The organism is Ruegeria marisflavi (genome assembly GCF_025673445.1).
In the GTDB taxonomy this organism is placed as follows: domain Bacteria; phylum Pseudomonadota; class Alphaproteobacteria; order Rhodobacterales; family Rhodobacteraceae; genus Ruegeria_B; species Ruegeria_B marisflavi.
Genome location: NZ_JAOVQN010000016.1, coordinates 54,600 through 70,734 on the forward strand (window position 1 = coordinate 54,600; position 16,135 = coordinate 70,734).

A 16,135-nucleotide genomic window follows, 5' to 3' on the forward strand; every position below is an offset into this window, starting at 1 on the left:
GCTTAATCCTTGGGTTGTTCGGCGGCGACGACCGCGTCGACGGCCACGCCGGGCCGCACGCGTTGCAGGCCCTCCACGATGACGCTTTCACCCTCGCGCATGCCGTCCAGCACGATGACGGCGTTGCCGACCGTGTCGCCGGTGGTGACATAACGTTGTTCGACCATCTGCTTGTCGTTGACCACCAGAACGAATTCGCCGCGCTGGTCGCGCTGCAATGCCGCCTGGGGGATCAGGACCTGTCTTGTCGGCTCCAGCGCCGAAATGCGCACATGCACAAAGGACCCGTCGACGATCAGCCGTTTCTCATTGGCAAATTCGGCCCGCAGGACGATCGCGCCGGTCAGCGGGTCGATCCGGTTGTCGATGAACACGATGCGTCCGGTTTCGTCCAGGCTGGTGCCGTTGGGCAGGGTGACATGCACGTCCGGGCTGCGCTTGCTTTGGGCCAGGCTGTCGGTGGTTTCCCCCAGTTCCTGAAGGACATTGACCAGCTGTTTTTCATTCAGGGCAAAACTGACATAGATCGGTGCCTCGCGCACCAGGGTCACAAGCGGCGGATTGCTCGGGCCAACCACATCACCTTGGGATGTGGTGACCCGGCCCATACGACCGGAGAAAGGCGCGCGGATCTCGGTATAGCTGAGGTCAAGCTCGGCCTGCTGGACCGCCGCATGCGCCGATTTCACAGCCGCTTCGGCCACCAGTTCGTTGGCGCGGGCGATATCGACCTCGGAAGCCGGGGTTGCCTCGCGCCGCAACAATTCTTCCTTGCGGGCCAATTCCACCTTTGCCAATTCCAGGTTCGCCTGGGCCTTGTCCAGGTCCGCCTTGCGAGCATCGAGGGTCGCCTGGTAGAGGTCGGGCTCGATGCGGAACAGCAGGTCATTCTCGGCCACAACACTACCGTCCTCGACCATGCGCTCTTGCAAAAAGCCGTTCACGCGGGCGACAATATCGACCTTGTCGATCGCATCGCCCCGTCCGATGAAAACCGCTTCTTGCGTGATGTCCTGCGAGTATGCGGCGGCCACCGATACCTTTGGCGCGGGCTGCTCGGTCGATTGCGCCGCTGCGGAACAGGAAAAACCAAGGCCCAATGCCAGCGAGAGGGCTGCCGCTCGAACCCCCGCACCCGGGCCGGAGAAACCGAATAAGGTAAAATTGCCTTGCATCAGAGAACCTCTTCAAAAGTGTCTGGGCCGCTATCGACCTGGTCCGCCGGGATGCGGTCCGAGTCGATCCGGGTTTGAAACGACAATGACGGCAAAGGCCGGATTTCTCAAGCAAACCGTAGCCTTGCCAACGGAGGCTTCATGCGGGCTTTCACCCCGCAGTGGCCGGGTCTAGTTTGAACGGATCGAAAGAAACCGGGAAACCGCCATGACAAGACCCGAAGAAGGCAAGCATTTCGTCTTTGTCCTCGACGACGGTTTCACGATGCAGGCGTTTTCGTCGGCGGTCGAGGTGCTGCGCCTGGTCGAGCGGGTTCGGCCGGGCTCGGGCTATGCTTACAGTGCCGCCAGCTTGTCGGGTGAGCCTGTGGCGGCCTCGAACGGGTTCCGGCTGATCCCCGATTTTGGGGCCGCGCAGGTGCCGCACCGGTCTGTTGTTGTGGTGGTGGCGGGCGTCCGCGCCAATCGCAGCGAGGAACCGGCGCTGGCGGCACTGATCCGGGGATGGGTGCGCCGGGGACATCCGGTCTGGGGCATCTCGTCGGGCGTGGTGCGGCTGGCACAGGCGGGCATTCTGGACGGTCGCCGTGTGGCCGCCCATTGGGAAGACGTGGCCTATCTTCGCGATTGCCACCCAGAGGTTAAAGTCAGTGCCTCTTTATTTCTGGTAGACGGGGCGGTGATGACCTGTGCGGGAGGGGGCGCTGCGACCGACATGATGCTGAGTGTGTTGCGGCGTGATCTGGGCGCCGAGGTTGCCGACGAAATCGCCGCCCGGTTGGTAATCGACGCGGTCCGCGGCGGTCAGGTCCAGCAAAGGCGCGCGCTTGAAATGCGGTTCGAAACGGATGATCCGATAGCTTTTGCCGCCTTGCGCCTGATGCGGGCCAACCTGTATTCGCCGATGCGGGTCGCCGACATCGCGCGTGTTCAGGGGGTGACAGAGCGCAAGCTGGAGCGCGTATTTGCACGGCAGTTCGGCAAAACGCCCAATGAGCTTTACACGGAACTCCGGCTGACCGAGGCGCGGGCCGAGGTGCAAACCGGGCGGCGCAGCCTGACCGAGATCGCGCTCGATTACGGATATGGTCCCGCGGGGTTCGGGCGTGCCTACAAGCGGGTGTTCGGTCTGCTGCCGTCGCAGGACAGATCGTCGAATTAGGTCAATTGATGTGTCGTAAAGGATCAAGTGAGGTTTGGACGATTGGTCTAGTTTGTCTTTGATACACGCGGAGGCTAAATGACCCACCCCCTGATAATGGTCGCCCCCAATGGGGCGCGGCGCGGCAAGGCCGATCATGCCCGACTGCCGCTCGACCTGGCAGATATCGTAGCAGAGGCCATCCTCTGCCATGCTGCAGGGGCAGGCGCGCTGCATCTGCATATCCGTGACGTCGATGGCGCGCATTCGCTGGATGCGGGTCGCTATCGCGAGGCGCTGGGTGAACTGGCGCGCACGGTGCCGACCATGGCAGTGCAGATCACCACCGAAGCGGCGGGCATCTACGGCCCGGCCGAGCAGTTCGCCTGCCTTAACGCGCTGCGCCCGGCCTGGGCCAGCGTCTCGCTACGCGAGATCGCGCGCGATCCGGATCTGGCACCGCGCCTTTATGCACTGGCCGCCGATCAGGGCATCCGCCTTCAGCATATCGCCTATGACCGCGCCGATCTGGACCTGTTGGCGCAGAGCCGGGCGGCGGGGATCATCCGTCCTGAACAGGACGAGGTGATCTGCGTGCTGGGCGCCTATGCACCGCCGCGTGCAGGCCGACCCGAGGAACTGGCCGCGCTTGCCCCGGCGCTGGATGGTTTGCGGCTGGGCCTCTGCGCCTTTGGCGCGCAGGAACAGGCCTGTCTGCTTGCCGGTGCCGGTGTGGGCGCCGAGATTCTGCGCGTCGGATTCGAGAACAACCTGCTGTCCCCCGATGGCAGCCCCTGGCCCGACAATGCCGCTGCGGTGGCCTCGCTCCGGCATCACCTGGAAAGGAAAGCGGCATGAGCCATGTCTTCCCCCGTCACTGCCACGCGCAATTGCCCACTGCCGTGGGCGGCGATGGCTGCTACCTGATCGACAGCACCGGCAAGCGCTATTTCGACGCCTCGGGCGGGGCGGCCGTGTCCTGCCTGGGCCATTCCAACGAACGGGTGCGGCAGGCGATCAAGGATCAGGTGGACCGGCTGGCCTTTGCCCATACCGGGTTCTTCACCTCGGACCCGGCCGAGGAACTGGCCGATCTCTTGATCGCCAACGCGCCCGAGGGGATCGAACGTGTCTATTTTGTTTCGGGCGGATCCGAGGCAGTCGAGGCCGCGATCAAGCTGGCGCGGCAGTATTATCTGGAAGTGGGCCAGCCCGAACGGCGCCACCTGATCGCCCGGCGGCAGAGCTATCACGGCAACACCCTGGGGGCGCTGGCGGCGGGCGGCAATGCCTGGCGGCGGGCGCAGTTCGATCCGCTGTTGATCGGCGTCAGCCATATCGCGCCCTGCTATGAATATGCCGAACGGGCCGAGGGCGAGAGCCTGGCCGGCTATGGCCGCCGCGCGGCGGATGAACTGGAGGCCGAGATCCTGCGCCTTGGCCCGGAAACGGTGATGGCATTTATCGCCGAGCCGGTGGTGGGGGCCACTTTGGGCGCGGTGCCGGCGGTCGAAGGGTATTTCGCCCGCATCCGCGAGATTTGCGACAAGTACGGCGTACTCTTGATCCTCGACGAGGTGATGTGTGGCATGGGGCGCACCGGTCATCTCTTTGCCTGCACGGGCGAAGGGGTGCGGCCCGACATCGTCACCATCGCCAAGGGGCTGGGCGCGGGTTATCAGCCGGTGGGCGCGATGCTGTGCTCGGGGGCGATCTATGACGCCATCGCCAGTGGCTCGGGCTTTTTCCAGCATGGGCATACCTATATCGGCCACCCGGTCGCCACCGCCGCCGGGCTGGCGGTGGTGCGAGAGATGTTGGAGCGCGACCTGCCCGCGCGGGTTCGGGCGCTGGAACCGGTCATGGAACGGGAGTTGCGCAAGGCGTTTGGCCAACATCCCAACGTGGGTGACATCCGGGGCCGGGGGTTGTTCTGGGGCGTGGAGCTGGTCGCCGATCGCGATGGCAAGGAACCGTACGATCCGGCGAAAGGGGTGGCGGGCAAGCTCAAGAAGGCCGCCATGGCGCAGGGGCTGATCTGTTACCCGATGCCTGGGACACGCGACGGGCGCAATGGAGACCACGTTCTGTTGGCACCGCCGTTTGTCATGGCCGAGGAGGACGCCGGGCTGATTGCGCAAAGACTCGCGGCCGCACTTGAGGACGTGTTGCGTTGACAAGCACAGCGGCTGAACGGGGGCAGGAATTTTTGGAAATTCCTGTCTCCAGCGCCTTGGAAAGGCGCTGGAACACGATTTGAATCAAATCGTGTTTACAAGGTTTCGATGAAACCTTGTCGTGCGGTCAGGACCGCACGCCGGAAAACCGCTGCTGCCAGCCTTCGCGATCCTCGTCCGAGATCTTGGCAAACAGAACTTCGGGCACCGTGAAAGCGTGACCCGGGGCCAGAACGCTCAGCGCGCCGGCCGCATCCTCGGGCCAGCTGTCGTCTGTTGTCTGCATCGCCTCCAGCATCCGCGCCGAGGAGGCAGGGATGAACGGGGCCGAGAGCACCGCGTAGAGCCGGATCAGGTTCAGCCCCAGCCGCACCTGAGCCGCCGCCTGCACCGGGTCGGTCTTGAACAGGGTCCAGGGGGCGGCGCTTTGCAGGTACTCGTTGCCGGCGGCCCAGATCGCGCGCAGCTCCTGCGCCGATTTGCGGACCTCCATCGCCTCCATATGGGCCTCATAGGCGCGAACCCGCGTCGTCAGTTCCGCGATAAGTGCCTCTTCCTGCGGGCCGTATGCGCCGCCCTCCGGCACGGTCTCGCCGAATTTCGAGCGGCAGAACTTGGTGATGCGGCTGACGAAATTGCCCAGCACATCCGCCAGGTCCTTGTTCACGCTGGCCTGGAAATTCTCCCAGGTGAACTCGCTGTCGCTGTTTTCCGGCGCATGGGACAAGAGCCACCAACGCCAATAGTCCGCAGGCAGGATCTCCAGCGCCTGATCCATGAAGACGCCGCGGCCCTGCGAGGTCGAGAACTGGCCGCCATCGTAGTTCAGGTAGTTGAAGGATTTCAGGTGGTCGACCATCTTCCACGGCTCGCCGGAACCGATCAGCGTGGCCGGAAAGCTAAGCGTGTGGAACGGCACGTTGTCCTTGCCCATGAACTGCACATAGCGAACGTCATCCGCGCCCTTGTCGGTGCGCCACCAGCGTTCCCATTCGGCGTCGCTCTTGCCATGCGCCTCGGCCCATTCGCCCGCACAAGCGATATATTCGATCGGCGCATCGAACCAGACGTAGAAGACCTTGCCCTCCATACCCGGCCAGTCCTGCGCGCCCTTCTTCACCGGAATACCCCAGTCCAGATCGCGGGTGATGCCGCGATCCTGCAAGCCGTCGCCGTCATGCAGCCATTTCTTGGCGATCGAAGTGGTCAGCACCGGCCAGTCGGATTTCGAGTCGATCCAGGCGTCGAGCTGATCCTTGAGCGCCGACTGGCGCAGGTAAAGGTGCTTGGTCTCGCGTACCTCGAGATCCGTCGATCCGGAAATGGCCGAGCGCGGCTCGATCAGGTCGGTCGGGTCCAGCTGCTTGGTGCAGTTCTCGCACTGGTCGCCACGCGCCTTGTCGTAACCGCAATTGGGGCAGGTGCCCTCGATATAGCGGTCGGGCAGGAACCGGCCATCGGCATTGGAATAGACCTGCCGCTCGCTCACTTCGCGGATCAGGTCGTTCTCGGCCAGCTTGCCAGCGAAATGCTGGGTCAGCTTGTGGTTCTGCGCGCTGGATGAGCGACCGAAATGGTCGAAGCTCAGGCCAAAGCGGCTGGCGATATCGGCCTGCACCTCGTGCATCTCGGCGCAATATTCCGCAACCGGTTTGCCCGCCTTGGCGGCGGCCAGTTCGGCGGGGGTGCCGTGCTCGTCGGTGGCGCAGAGGAACATCACCTCGTTACCCCGGCCGCGCTGATAGCGCGCATAGAGATCGGCGGGCAGTTGCGAGCCCACCAGATTGCCGAGGTGCTTGATCCCGTTGATGTAAGGGATCGCCGAGGTGATCAGAATACGTGCCATAGTCCCACTTCCGCGAAAATCGTGTGGGCTTCCTTTAGCGCAGGCAGACAAGGGGAGAAATCCCCTTTTCGGGGCAAGCCCTTAATTCTCTTCGCGCGAGCGTTTCAGAAGGCGCCCGATGGTGAACGAGGTCCGGGGTGAGAACACATAGCTGGTGCGCTCTTCGGGCGTGGGCCGGGCACGCATCCGGGTCAGGCCAAAGCCGATCAGGAACAGATGCGCGGTGGCGATCAGGCCAAAGAGCGCGGGCGGCCCGAACCCTTCGATCAGGGTCGAGGCGATATAGGGGGCGGCGATGGCGCCGAGCGCATACCAGAACATCAGCGCCGCTGACAGCTCGACCCGTTGTTCCGAGGTGGCGAAGTCGTTGGCATGGGCCGCCGAGATCGAGAAGATCGGGAAGGAGGTAAAGCCGAACAGCCCCGCCGCCAGCATCACGCCCAATGTGCCGGTCCCACCGGCCGCCGCGATCACGCCGCAGGCGCCCATCGCCGCGACCGAGACCCAGATCAGTACCCACCGGCGGTCGTATTTGTCGGCCAGCCACCCGACCGGGTATTGCGCCGCGACCCCGCCCAGCACAAAAGCGGCGAGGAAGAAGGCGATCTGGTTCACCGCCAGCCCGACCTCCTGACCATAGACCGGTCCGACCATCCGGAACGAGGCGGAACTGACCGCGGCCACGATGACCCCGGCAACAGCCAGCGGCGAACAGGCCCAGGCCAACCTGGGCCGAAGACGCGGAGCTTCAGGGGTTTCGGGCTGGGACGCCTTGCTCAGCGTCAGCGGCAGCAGCGCCGCACAGCACAGGATCGCCAGCAGGTTATAGGACACGTAGGAGGCGGGCGGCAGCACTGCGATGATCAGCTGCGCACAGAGCGAAGCGCCGGAATCGGCGATCCGGTAGGTGCCCATGGCGCGGCCCCGGATCTCGTTGGTCAGCTTGGCGTTCAGCCAGGCCTCGATCACGGTGTAGCAGCCAGCCACACAGATGCCCGACGCCACCCGCATCACCGCCCAGGCATAGGGATCTTCGGTCAGGGTATGGCCGATCAGCCCCATGGCGCCCAGGGCAGTGCAGGCGGCAAAGGCCCGGGAATGGCCGACCGACCCCATCAGGCGCGGTGCCCACCAGCAGCCGATGAAGAAGCCGAAGAAATGCGCCGAACCCAACATGCCGATCTCTCCTTTGGAGAAACCCAGCGTTATGCCGGAAATCGCATCCAACGGCCCGACACCGCCGGTCGACAGTTGCAGCAGGATGACGGACAGGAACAGGGCGGCAAAGGAAATGATTGTGCGCATGACTTTGGCTGGTAATGGGGTGGGGCAGAGGTGTCCTCTGATTTATCGACGTTTTGAGGTCGATTTCGACCCTTTTGTCATTCCGCGCGCCGGATCGTGGCGGATATGTCTAGATCGACCCGGTCCCGCACGATATCGGCGCGGCCCGATGCGCCATAGGCACGGCGGCTGACGCTTCCGGTCAGCCGGATTTCAAGGAAGTCCAGATCCTCGGGCGCGCTTCCGGGCTGGCGGTAGAGCGCGGCCCGCAGGGTGACGGGCCGGGTGACGTCGCGGATGGTCTGGTGGCCGACGATCTTGGCGCCTTCGGAGATCCGGCCCTGGGGGCCCAACCGGACGCGGGCCGAAACAAAGCAGATCTCGGGATAGCGTTCGGCCCACAGGATGTCTGGCCCCAGCATCGCCTGCCGCGCCAGTGGCAGCGCGACCCGTGCCCTGGCGACATCAAGCGTGACCTCGACGCTGCTGCGGCTCAGGTCCGAGAGGTCGACCAGCACCTCGGCGCGGGCCACCGGCATGGTGCCGCGCAGCCGTGTCCCGGCAAGATCGAAACTGAAACCCACCTCGGACCGGTCACGATCCAGAACATAGCGCGTCGGAGCGGCGGCCGCGGGCCCCAGCGCGGGCAACATCAGGATGGCGGCAAGCAGGGCGCGGCGGGTGAGAAGGGGCATGGACGACCTCCTTTGGGCCGGTGTCCGGCGAACTGTCAGACGGGAACCGCATGTGCCCGCGGCCGGGACCGCGACAGCAGCCAGAGCGCGATGGCAATATTGAGCGCGTTCCAGGCGATACCGTTGATGAAGGCGAGCTGATAGCTGGAGGTCAGATCATAGATCCAGCCCGACATCCAGCCGCCAAGCGCCATGCCCAGGATGGTCATCATCAGCACGAAGCCGACGCGGGCACCGGCCTCGCGCGGGGGCATGTATTCCCGTACCACGAGGGCATAGCTGGGTACGATGCCTCCCTGGCTCAGCCCAAAGAGTGTGCTGATCACATAAAGCGGAACCATCCCGTCATAGGGCAGGAACAGGAACAGCGCCGCGCATTGTAGCACCGAGCCGATAAGCAGGGTCCTGAGCCCGCCTAGGCGGTCGGCGACAAGGCCGGACACGATCCGGCTGACCACGCCGCCCAAGAGCATTAGCGACAGCATCTCGGCCCCCACCGCCGGGCCATAGCCCAGCCCGACGCAATAGGACACGATATGGACCTGAGGCATCGACATGGCCACGCAACAGCCGATCCCGGCGATGCCCAGCAGGTATTGCAGCGGCCGGGGGCCGAGCCCGACGCTGCGCGCGTTGACCTGAGCGGTGGCGGCGGCGGCCAGATGCGCCTCGTCCGGCAGCCTGCGGCGCAGCACCAGCGAGAGTGGGATCACCACCGCCAGTGTCAGCACCGCCAGCGACAGATACACCGCCTGCCAGCCGCGCCCGGCCAGCACATCGGCCATCAGGGCGGGCCAGATGGCGCCGGCCAGGTAGTTGCCGCTGGCCACCACCGCCACGGCAATACCGCGCCGGCGCATGAACCAGTGCGAGATATCCGCCATCAGCGGCCCAAATCCGATCGCGGTGCCCAACCCCATCAGCAGATGCGCCAGAGAGAGCAACTGGATGGTCGGTGCCAGCGTCGCCAGCAGGTAACTCAGCGCCGACAGCAGCGCGGCCCCGATCAGTGCGCGGGTCACACCCATCCGGTCGACCAGGCGGCCCAGCCACATGTTGCCAAAGGCAAAGCCGATCATCGTCAGCGTATAGGGCATCGACGAGGCGGCCCGACCGGTGCCGAATTGCGCCTCGATCGCGGGCATCACCACGATCACCGCCCACATTCCGGCAGAGGACACCGCCGCAATGGCCAGGGTGATGGCCAGTCGGAACCAGGAATAGGCGCTGTCATGAACCGGATGAGTCATGCCGGCACGCTAGGGCTGGTCAGGAGAATTGACCAGTGACTTTTTCGGCATCGGGGCCGACCCTGTCAGCCGTGGCCGGGGTTTGCAGATCCAGCCCGCCCCCGGATCTTTTCCGAGTGGCCAGCCAGGTCTTTGGCGGCAGCGTCCGGGCGCGACTGCGGGTCAGGGTCCAGCGTTGCGTCTTCGCAAGATGGGCGGTCGCCATGTGCCAGCGGGTTTCGATCCCCGGCGCGCCGCCTTCGCCCGGGCACAGCAGCAGACCCAGCGCCGGCGTTCCCCGCATCGCCCCCTGTTCGGCGGCCAGATGCAACCGGCGTACCGGCGTCAGCCCGGGCGGGCCGGGCAGGTCGGCCACCACCAGCGGCACCGCACCGCTGCGCAAGGCCTCCTCCATGCACCACAACAGATCATCATTCCGGTTCGGATGCACAAAAAGAAATCGCCCTGGATCGGCGAAGGCCGCCATCCCGTCGGGATTGGGGCGACCGGATTCCCAGGGCGGCGAGAGCCAGAGTATCGGCCCCTGCATCCGCTCCGCTAGCCACAAGGCAAATGTGCGCCGTGCCGGGCCGCAGGCCTCGTGCGCGCGGGCCAAAGATAACTGGGCTTCGGGATGCAGGGCAAGAACCGGTTCACGCGCGGAGGATCGGGAGGACAGGAGTTGAGTCGGCATGTTGAGAACATAATGTGTTCACTTTATGTTCTCAATTGGGTTATTCCTATGCGTGCGCCAGACAGAATGTCCAGACATGCCTTCAAGCCATGCCAAACTCCGATCAAGCCGGTCAGAACAAAGCCTAAAGCTGAGGGATTTCCAGGGAACCGGTCAGGCCCGCAAAGTCCCCTAATGCGGGCCTGACACCTGGTGAGTGGCGATGTTTCGCTCGTATACACCTAGCAAACGGTAGAGATGGGCACCAAAGCTCAAGTGGATAGGGGGCTATACCAAAGGATAGCGTTCAATTCGATCAGTCAGTTGACAGGGCCACCGACTGCCGCAGTTTCCCCGTGGTCTTGTCAAAGATCAGGATGCGGTTGTCATCCGTGACAACCGCGTACCAGTTGGAACCGATGGTCACAGCAAGCGCCCCGGCCCCATCCGGCAATTCCACCTGCTCCGGCAGTGTCGGGGTTCTGTCGCTCAGGCGGATGACAATCAACGCGAAAGTCACTAGAACCCCGCCAATCATCACCGCGGTCAAAGCCATGACCATGCGCCGCAGCAGTTTTAGCTGTGGGGTTTCCTGCGGTATCTCTGACTCGGAAGGGACGTTCATGGGCACCCGCATCGTGGAATTCGACATCGCGGCCGCACCGCCGCCCCGCCTTGATAAGGCGCTTTCGCGCGATGTGCCAGACGCAGCCGCCCTGTCGCGCACCCGGCTTGCCCGGCTGATCGCCGAGGGTGCGGTTTCGGTCGGTGGGCAGGTGATCACCGATCCCAAGGCGCGTATCGAAGAAGGCACAAGGGTGCGGATCGCGATTGAGGAAGCCGATGAAAGCCATATCGCGCCCGAACCCATCTCGCTCGACGTGGTCTACGAGGACGATGATCTGATCGTGATCGACAAGCCTGCGGGGTTGGTGGTGCATCCGGCGCCCGGCACACCCTCGGGCACGCTGGTCAACGCGCTGCTGGCCCATTGCGGCGACAATCTGTCGGGAGTGGGCGGTGTGAAACGGCCCGGTATCGTACATCGGATAGACAAGGACACCAGCGGCCTCTTGGTTGTGGCCAAGAGCGACGCCTCACATCACGGCCTTGCGGCCCAATTCGAGGCACATAGCGTCGATCGCCACTATGCGGCGCTTTGCTATGGTGTGCCCGATGGCAGCGATCCGCGCCTGCGCGGGGTCAAAGGGGCCAGTTTCGAGCCGGGAAATGTGCTGCGCCTGACCACGCAGCTGGCCCGGCACCCGCATGACCGGCAGAAACAGGCGGTGATCTTCCACGGTGGCCGGCATGCGGTGACACGAGCGCGGGTGATCGAAAGCTTTGGCATCCCGGCGGCGGTCTCGCTGATCGACTGCTGGCTGGAAACCGGCCGCACCCATCAGATCCGTGTGCACATGGCCCATGCCGGCCATGGGCTGTTGGGGGACCCGGTCTATGGCGGGCGGCGCAAACTGTCGCCAAAGGCGCTGTCGCCCGAGGCGGTCGAGGCGGTGGCAGGGTTTCCGCGCCAGGCGCTGCATGCCGCTGTCCTGGGCTTTGAACATCCGGTGACCGGCGCGGCCATGCAGTTCTCTTCGCCGCTGCCGCAGGATTTCAGCGATTTACTCGACATCCTGCGGAGGCGGTGAAACAATCCGCACGGCAAGGTGATAACCAAGGTCTCACATTTTCTTAATCGAAGCTTAATTTTGGAACTGTACTGATTGGTACTTGAATGGGCAGGATAGGTGACCCATATCCTATGTTAAGTCCTTAAACATTTGGGAGGGACACGAATAATGGCAAATTATGCAAATCTCCCGGCGCCCACGCCTGAAGGTGGATTGAACCGCTACATGCAGGAAATCCGCAAGTTCCCGCTGCTAGAGCCGGAAGAGGAATACATGCTGGCAAAGCGATGGGTTGAGGAGCAGGACAGCGCGGCGGCCCACAAGATGGTCACCAGCCACCTGCGCCTGGCGGCTAAGATCGCAATGGGCTATCGCGGCTATGGCCTGCCGCAGGCCGAGGTGATTTCCGAGGCGAATGTGGGCCTGATGCAGGCGGTCAAGCGGTTTGACCCGGAAAAAGGGTTCCGTCTGGCGACCTATGCCATGTGGTGGATCCGCGCCGCGATCCAGGAATATATCCTGCGCTCGTGGTCGCTGGTAAAGCTGGGCACCACAAGCGCGCAGAAGAAGCTGTTCTTCAATCTGCGCAAGGCCAAGGCCAAGATCGGCGCCCTCGAAGAGGGCGATCTGCACCCCGAAAACGTCGCCCGCATCGCCAAGGATCTGGGTGTGAGCGAGGACGACGTGATCAGTATGAATCGGCGTATGTCGGGCGGTGACGCGTCGCTGAACGCGACCGTGGGCGCCGAGGGCGAAGGGTCAATGCAATGGCAGGACTGGCTTGAGGACGAAGACGCTGATCAGGCCACCGATTACGAAGAGCGGGATGAGCTGGAGGCACGGCGCGAGTTGCTGGTTGCGGCGCTTGACGTGCTCAATGACCGGGAAAAGGATGTGCTGACCCAGCGCCGCCTGATGGACCAGCCGGTGACGCTGGAAGATCTGAGCGCGCAATACAATGTCAGCCGCGAACGCATCCGCCAGATCGAGGTGCGCGCCTTTGAAAAGCTGCAAAAGCGCATGCGCGAGCTGGCTCGCGAAAAGGGTATGCTGATCCCGGCCTGACCGGCCCGCAGGTGAGTATTTATGGCGGAATGAAGAGAGGGGCCCGGCGGGGCCCTTCTTGTTTCTTGCGGTCCGGAGATGGTGACGCGGCTACTCGGCAAGCCAAGTGATCAATGCCAACAGGATCAGGATGACGACGGCGACAATTGCGGCGCTAGCTACCCATTTGGAGCCGGCCTCATATTCCCCAAATAGGACGATCAGACCGCAAACTATCCAAAGCACCATGGCGGCAATTGGATAGTCGATGACAGGCATGAGCCCCAGAAGGCCAAGACCGGATAGGAGCGGCACCACCAAAGGCGATGACGCGCACAGTGTTGCGCCAGATCGGCGATCTGGGCCGCTCTTCGGTGCCGTAGATCCTAGCAGCCAACAGGGTGACAATGAATTCGAGGACAATCTCCACGGTCTTCTCCCAAGGATTCGCTGAGTGGGGCCAGGCCCGGCCCTAGCGCAGCCGGGCGCGCAGGACGCGGACCATGTTGTCGCCCATCACCTTGCGGATCTGATCCTCGCTCACGCCCGCATCCAGAAGGGCGGAAGTAAGCGCGGCCAGTTCCGAAGTGTCAAAGGCGGTTTCCACCGACCCGTCATAATCGGAGCCCAGCGAGACGTGATCGGCGCCCACCGTCTCGATCGCCTTGACGATCATCCTGGCGATACCGGTGGGGGTGATGTCGTCACAGGCGACCTCGGCCCAGTAGCCCATGCCGATTACCCCGCCGGTGGCGGCGATCTCGCGCATCAGCTCGTCGGGATAGTTGCGTTTTACCGGGCAGTGGCCGTGCAGCCCGCCATGGCTGACCACCAGCGGCATGTCGGTCATCGCCAGCACGTCGCGCGCCACCTGCTGGCTGGAATGGGCCAGGTCGATCACCACCGGACGGCGGGCCAGTTCCGTCACCACCGCGCGGCCGAACTCGGTCAGGCCGGTATCGGCTTCGCCATGCAGCGAGCCGCCCAGCTCGTTGTCGAAGAAATGTTGCAGCCCATAGACCCGGTGGCCTGCGTCAAAGATCGGGTCGAGATTGGCCAGATCGCCCTCGAGTGGATGCGCCCCCTCAATACCCAGGATGCCGCCCACCACCGCCTCGCCACCCGCCTTGGCGGCGAGCACTGCTTCCAGATCGGCGGCGGTCTTGATGATCTTGAGGCGCCCATCAGATGCGGCCTCGACCTTGTGCAGCTTTTCGGCCTGCCAGATCGCCCGCTCGCGCAGGCTGGTCCAGGTGCGCAGCGGCCAGAGCTGGCCGACCGCCAGCAGGGTGATATTGTCAAACGCCTCGGCCGAGTTGCTGTCATAGTTCTGCCCGGCGGGCGATTTGGTAACGGCGGTAAAGACTTGCAAGGCCACGTTGCCCTCGATCAGGCGGGGCACATCGACCTGGCCCCGGGTGCCGCGCTGGCTCAGGTCGCGGCTCCAGAGCAGCGGATCGGCATGCCAGTCGCCCACGACCAGCGTCTTGTGCAGGGCGGCGGCGCGGTCGCTGACCGGATAGGGCGCGTGTTCGATCACGTTGTTCGATGTGTCCTCGACATAGGCGGGCAGAAAACCGAAGAACCCCACGGCTCCGATCACCACCGCCAGCGCCAAGAGCCGGGCCACCCATTTCAAAAACTTCCGCATGACCCACTCCATGATGCGATTTGGCGCCAGCCTAAGCGGCGAACATGTCAGGACAAAGACTGACCCTGCGTCGGGTCGGGCGGATTAATGCGGTGGCATGGTGACGTTCGGACAAGGCAATGAAAGGGCGCATGATGGCTCCGTCGCCTCGGACTCCCGATTGGCCATGAAGGGCATGTCTTATGTGTGGGGTCCAGGAGCAACCGGTTTTGGTTTGCATTGGGCCGGAACGGGACACCAAGGTCCGGTACCATTATTGCACTTGACCACGGATTGCACGAAGCTGAATAAACTCGGCACAGTGGGGCCAAATGCAAAACGCGCAACGATCGCATACTACCGATCGCCCTGATAACCCGCTGGATGCGGTCTTGCGGGACCGTCTGCATCTCTCGGAAGAAAACAGGTTTGGTTTGGGTCTGGTGCGCTCGTGCCTGAACGTAACGGATGCCATCAGTCGTCTGTTCTTTCGCCAGCCGTTTGTAGCCTTGCGCGAAACCGAGGATCTGCTGGACGAGATTGCCGAACTGAATGGCAAGGCGCTGGTCGATCACATTCTGGGCCGTAATGGAGGCACGACGGTTGTGGCCCATGGGCTGGAAAACGTCCCGGCGGCCGGTCGGGTCATCATCGCGTCCACGCATCCGACCGGTATGTTCGATTTCGTTGCCCATGCCGGTGCGTTGCTGGACCGGCGCCCGGATCTCAAGGTGGTTGCCAACCGGGAAACCGAGCGGTTTCTGGGCGAGGACAGCATCGTCCCGGTCGATATCGACAAACGCAACCGCGCTGTTTCCACCAATGCCACTTTGGCCGCAATGGAGGCCCATCTGATGGGCGAGGGCGCGTTGCTGGTTTTCGGATCGGGCCGGGTGCCGAGCCTGCTGAACGGCCGACTCGTCGAACCAGAGTGGCGCAGCGGGACAACCCGCATGTCGCTCCATTGCCAAACGCAAGTTGTTCCCGCTGCGCTCGACGCGCGAAACACGCGCTACTATTACGGTCTGCGCAGACTGGCCCAGTTTGTCAGCGGCGACGACGAAAACTTCGGTGCCATGGTCGGCTCGTTGCGATATGCCGCTGAACTGATGGAAAAACTGGGCGGCTCCTACGACGTATTCTACGGCGCGCCACACCCGCCGGGTACGCGACCCGAAAGCCTGAAAGCCAGCGCCGAGGCACTGGTGCCCGGGCTCTACGGGTCCAGCCAGCCGCTTGCGGGGCAAGACCAGCCGTCTAAGTGAGGCCGAACCGGCAAAGCTTTTCAAAGCGTGGCGCGGGCGGTAATCTCGACCGCAGAGCGGAGGTGAAACATGGCCGGAGGTTGGGCCCGCGACGGCGCGGTAAGCGAACAGATCGAGGCGTCGATAACCGACGAGCTGGCGCGCATGCAGGCGCGCCGCGCGCCGGTGGGCGAGAGCCTGACCCATTGCGCCGAATGCGAGGAGGAGATCCCCGAGCCGCGCAGGCAGGCGATCCCGGGGGTGAAACTGTGCCTCGACTGTCAGCAGGAACGCGACGGCACCTACAAGGCGCGCGGCGGCATCAACCGGCGCGGCTCCAAGGACAGCCAGCTGAAATGACCC

General features: G+C 63.8%; 16 protein-coding genes. 7 read left to right on the plus strand and 9 right to left on the minus strand.

What is annotated here, in order from left to right; translation table 11 throughout:
• Positions 1 to 2: 2 nt before the first annotated feature.
• Positions 3 to 1,175: an efflux RND transporter periplasmic adaptor subunit gene (locus OEZ49_RS15425; protein ID WP_263389155.1), complete on the minus strand. Its 1,173-nt coding sequence runs from the start codon at positions 1,173 to 1,175 to the stop codon at positions 3 to 5.
• 208 nt (positions 1,176 to 1,383) lie between these two features.
• Between OEZ49_RS15425 and OEZ49_RS15430 the strand changes: the two genes are divergently transcribed.
• From OEZ49_RS15430 to OEZ49_RS15440, 3 genes are all read left to right on the plus strand, one after another.
• On the plus strand, positions 1,384 to 2,337 hold the full coding sequence (locus OEZ49_RS15430; protein ID WP_263389156.1) for a GlxA family transcriptional regulator: 954 nt from the start codon (positions 1,384 to 1,386) through the stop codon (positions 2,335 to 2,337).
• A 78-nt stretch (positions 2,338 to 2,415) separates the two neighbouring features.
• Positions 2,416 to 3,174, plus strand: a complete 759-nt coding sequence (locus OEZ49_RS15435) for a 3-keto-5-aminohexanoate cleavage protein (RefSeq protein ID WP_263389157.1) — start codon at positions 2,416 to 2,418, stop codon at positions 3,172 to 3,174.
• Entirely contained in the window at positions 3,171 to 4,493 is a 1,323-nt protein-coding gene (locus OEZ49_RS15440) for an aspartate aminotransferase family protein (protein WP_263389158.1), read from the plus strand. The genes OEZ49_RS15435 and OEZ49_RS15440 overlap by 4 nt, the downstream gene beginning before the upstream one ends.
• Before the next feature lie 127 nt (positions 4,494 to 4,620).
• On the opposite strand, the gene metG is transcribed toward OEZ49_RS15440, so the two are convergent.
• The 6 genes from metG to OEZ49_RS15470 form a co-directional block, all read right to left on the minus strand.
• A complete protein-coding gene (gene metG / locus OEZ49_RS15445; RefSeq protein WP_263389159.1) occupies positions 4,621 to 6,339 on the minus strand; it encodes a methionine--tRNA ligase in 1,719 nt (572 codons plus the stop codon).
• An 81-nt stretch (positions 6,340 to 6,420) separates the two neighbouring features.
• A complete protein-coding gene (locus OEZ49_RS15450; RefSeq protein ID WP_263389160.1) occupies positions 6,421 to 7,644 on the minus strand; it encodes an MFS transporter in 1,224 nt (407 codons plus the stop codon).
• Between the two features lie 77 nt (positions 7,645 to 7,721).
• Positions 7,722 to 8,318, minus strand: coding sequence for a YceI family protein (locus OEZ49_RS15455; RefSeq protein WP_263389161.1), 597 nt, complete (start codon positions 8,316 to 8,318; stop codon positions 7,722 to 7,724).
• 35 nt (positions 8,319 to 8,353) lie between these two features.
• Positions 8,354 to 9,568, minus strand: a complete 1,215-nt coding sequence (locus tag OEZ49_RS15460; RefSeq protein WP_263389162.1) for an MFS transporter — start codon at positions 9,566 to 9,568, stop codon at positions 8,354 to 8,356.
• 19 nt (positions 9,569 to 9,587) lie between these two features.
• Entirely contained in the window at positions 9,588 to 10,241 is a 654-nt protein-coding gene (locus tag OEZ49_RS15465; protein WP_263389163.1) for an ImuA family protein, read from the minus strand.
• A gap of 295 nt (positions 10,242 to 10,536) precedes the next feature.
• Positions 10,537 to 10,857, minus strand: a complete 321-nt coding sequence (locus tag OEZ49_RS15470; protein ID WP_397545676.1) for a DUF6476 family protein — start codon at positions 10,855 to 10,857, stop codon at positions 10,537 to 10,539.
• On the opposite strand from OEZ49_RS15470, the gene OEZ49_RS15475 reads away from it, so the two are divergent.
• Entirely contained in the window at positions 10,844 to 11,872 is a 1,029-nt protein-coding gene (locus OEZ49_RS15475; protein ID WP_263389164.1) for an RluA family pseudouridine synthase, read from the plus strand. The genes OEZ49_RS15470 and OEZ49_RS15475 overlap by 14 nt on opposite strands.
• A 150-nt stretch (positions 11,873 to 12,022) precedes the next feature.
• Complete coding sequence (gene rpoH / locus OEZ49_RS15480) at positions 12,023 to 12,919, plus strand: RNA polymerase sigma factor RpoH (RefSeq protein ID WP_263389165.1); 897 nt, start codon at positions 12,023 to 12,025, stop codon at positions 12,917 to 12,919.
• Positions 12,920 to 13,009: 90 nt separating this feature from the next.
• Here rpoH and OEZ49_RS15485 read toward each other — a convergent pair whose 3' ends face one another.
• Both OEZ49_RS15485 and OEZ49_RS15490 read right to left on the minus strand, forming a co-directional pair.
• A complete protein-coding gene (locus OEZ49_RS15485) occupies positions 13,010 to 13,177 on the minus strand; it encodes a hypothetical protein (protein WP_263389166.1) in 168 nt (55 codons plus the stop codon).
• Between the two features lie 193 nt (positions 13,178 to 13,370).
• Positions 13,371 to 14,549: a dipeptidase gene (locus OEZ49_RS15490; RefSeq protein WP_263389167.1), complete on the minus strand. Its 1,179-nt coding sequence runs from the start codon at positions 14,547 to 14,549 to the stop codon at positions 13,371 to 13,373.
• A 371-nt stretch (positions 14,550 to 14,920) separates the two neighbouring features.
• Between OEZ49_RS15490 and OEZ49_RS15495 the strand changes: the two genes are divergently transcribed.
• Together OEZ49_RS15495 and OEZ49_RS15500 are read left to right on the plus strand one after the other, a co-directional pair.
• Positions 14,921 to 15,793: a lysophospholipid acyltransferase family protein gene (locus tag OEZ49_RS15495; protein WP_263389168.1), complete on the plus strand. Its 873-nt coding sequence runs from the start codon at positions 14,921 to 14,923 to the stop codon at positions 15,791 to 15,793.
• Between the two features lie 69 nt (positions 15,794 to 15,862).
• On the plus strand, positions 15,863 to 16,132 hold the full coding sequence (locus OEZ49_RS15500) for a DksA/TraR family C4-type zinc finger protein (RefSeq protein ID WP_263389169.1): 270 nt from the start codon (positions 15,863 to 15,865) through the stop codon (positions 16,130 to 16,132).
• Positions 16,133 to 16,135: the final 3 nt, after the last annotated feature.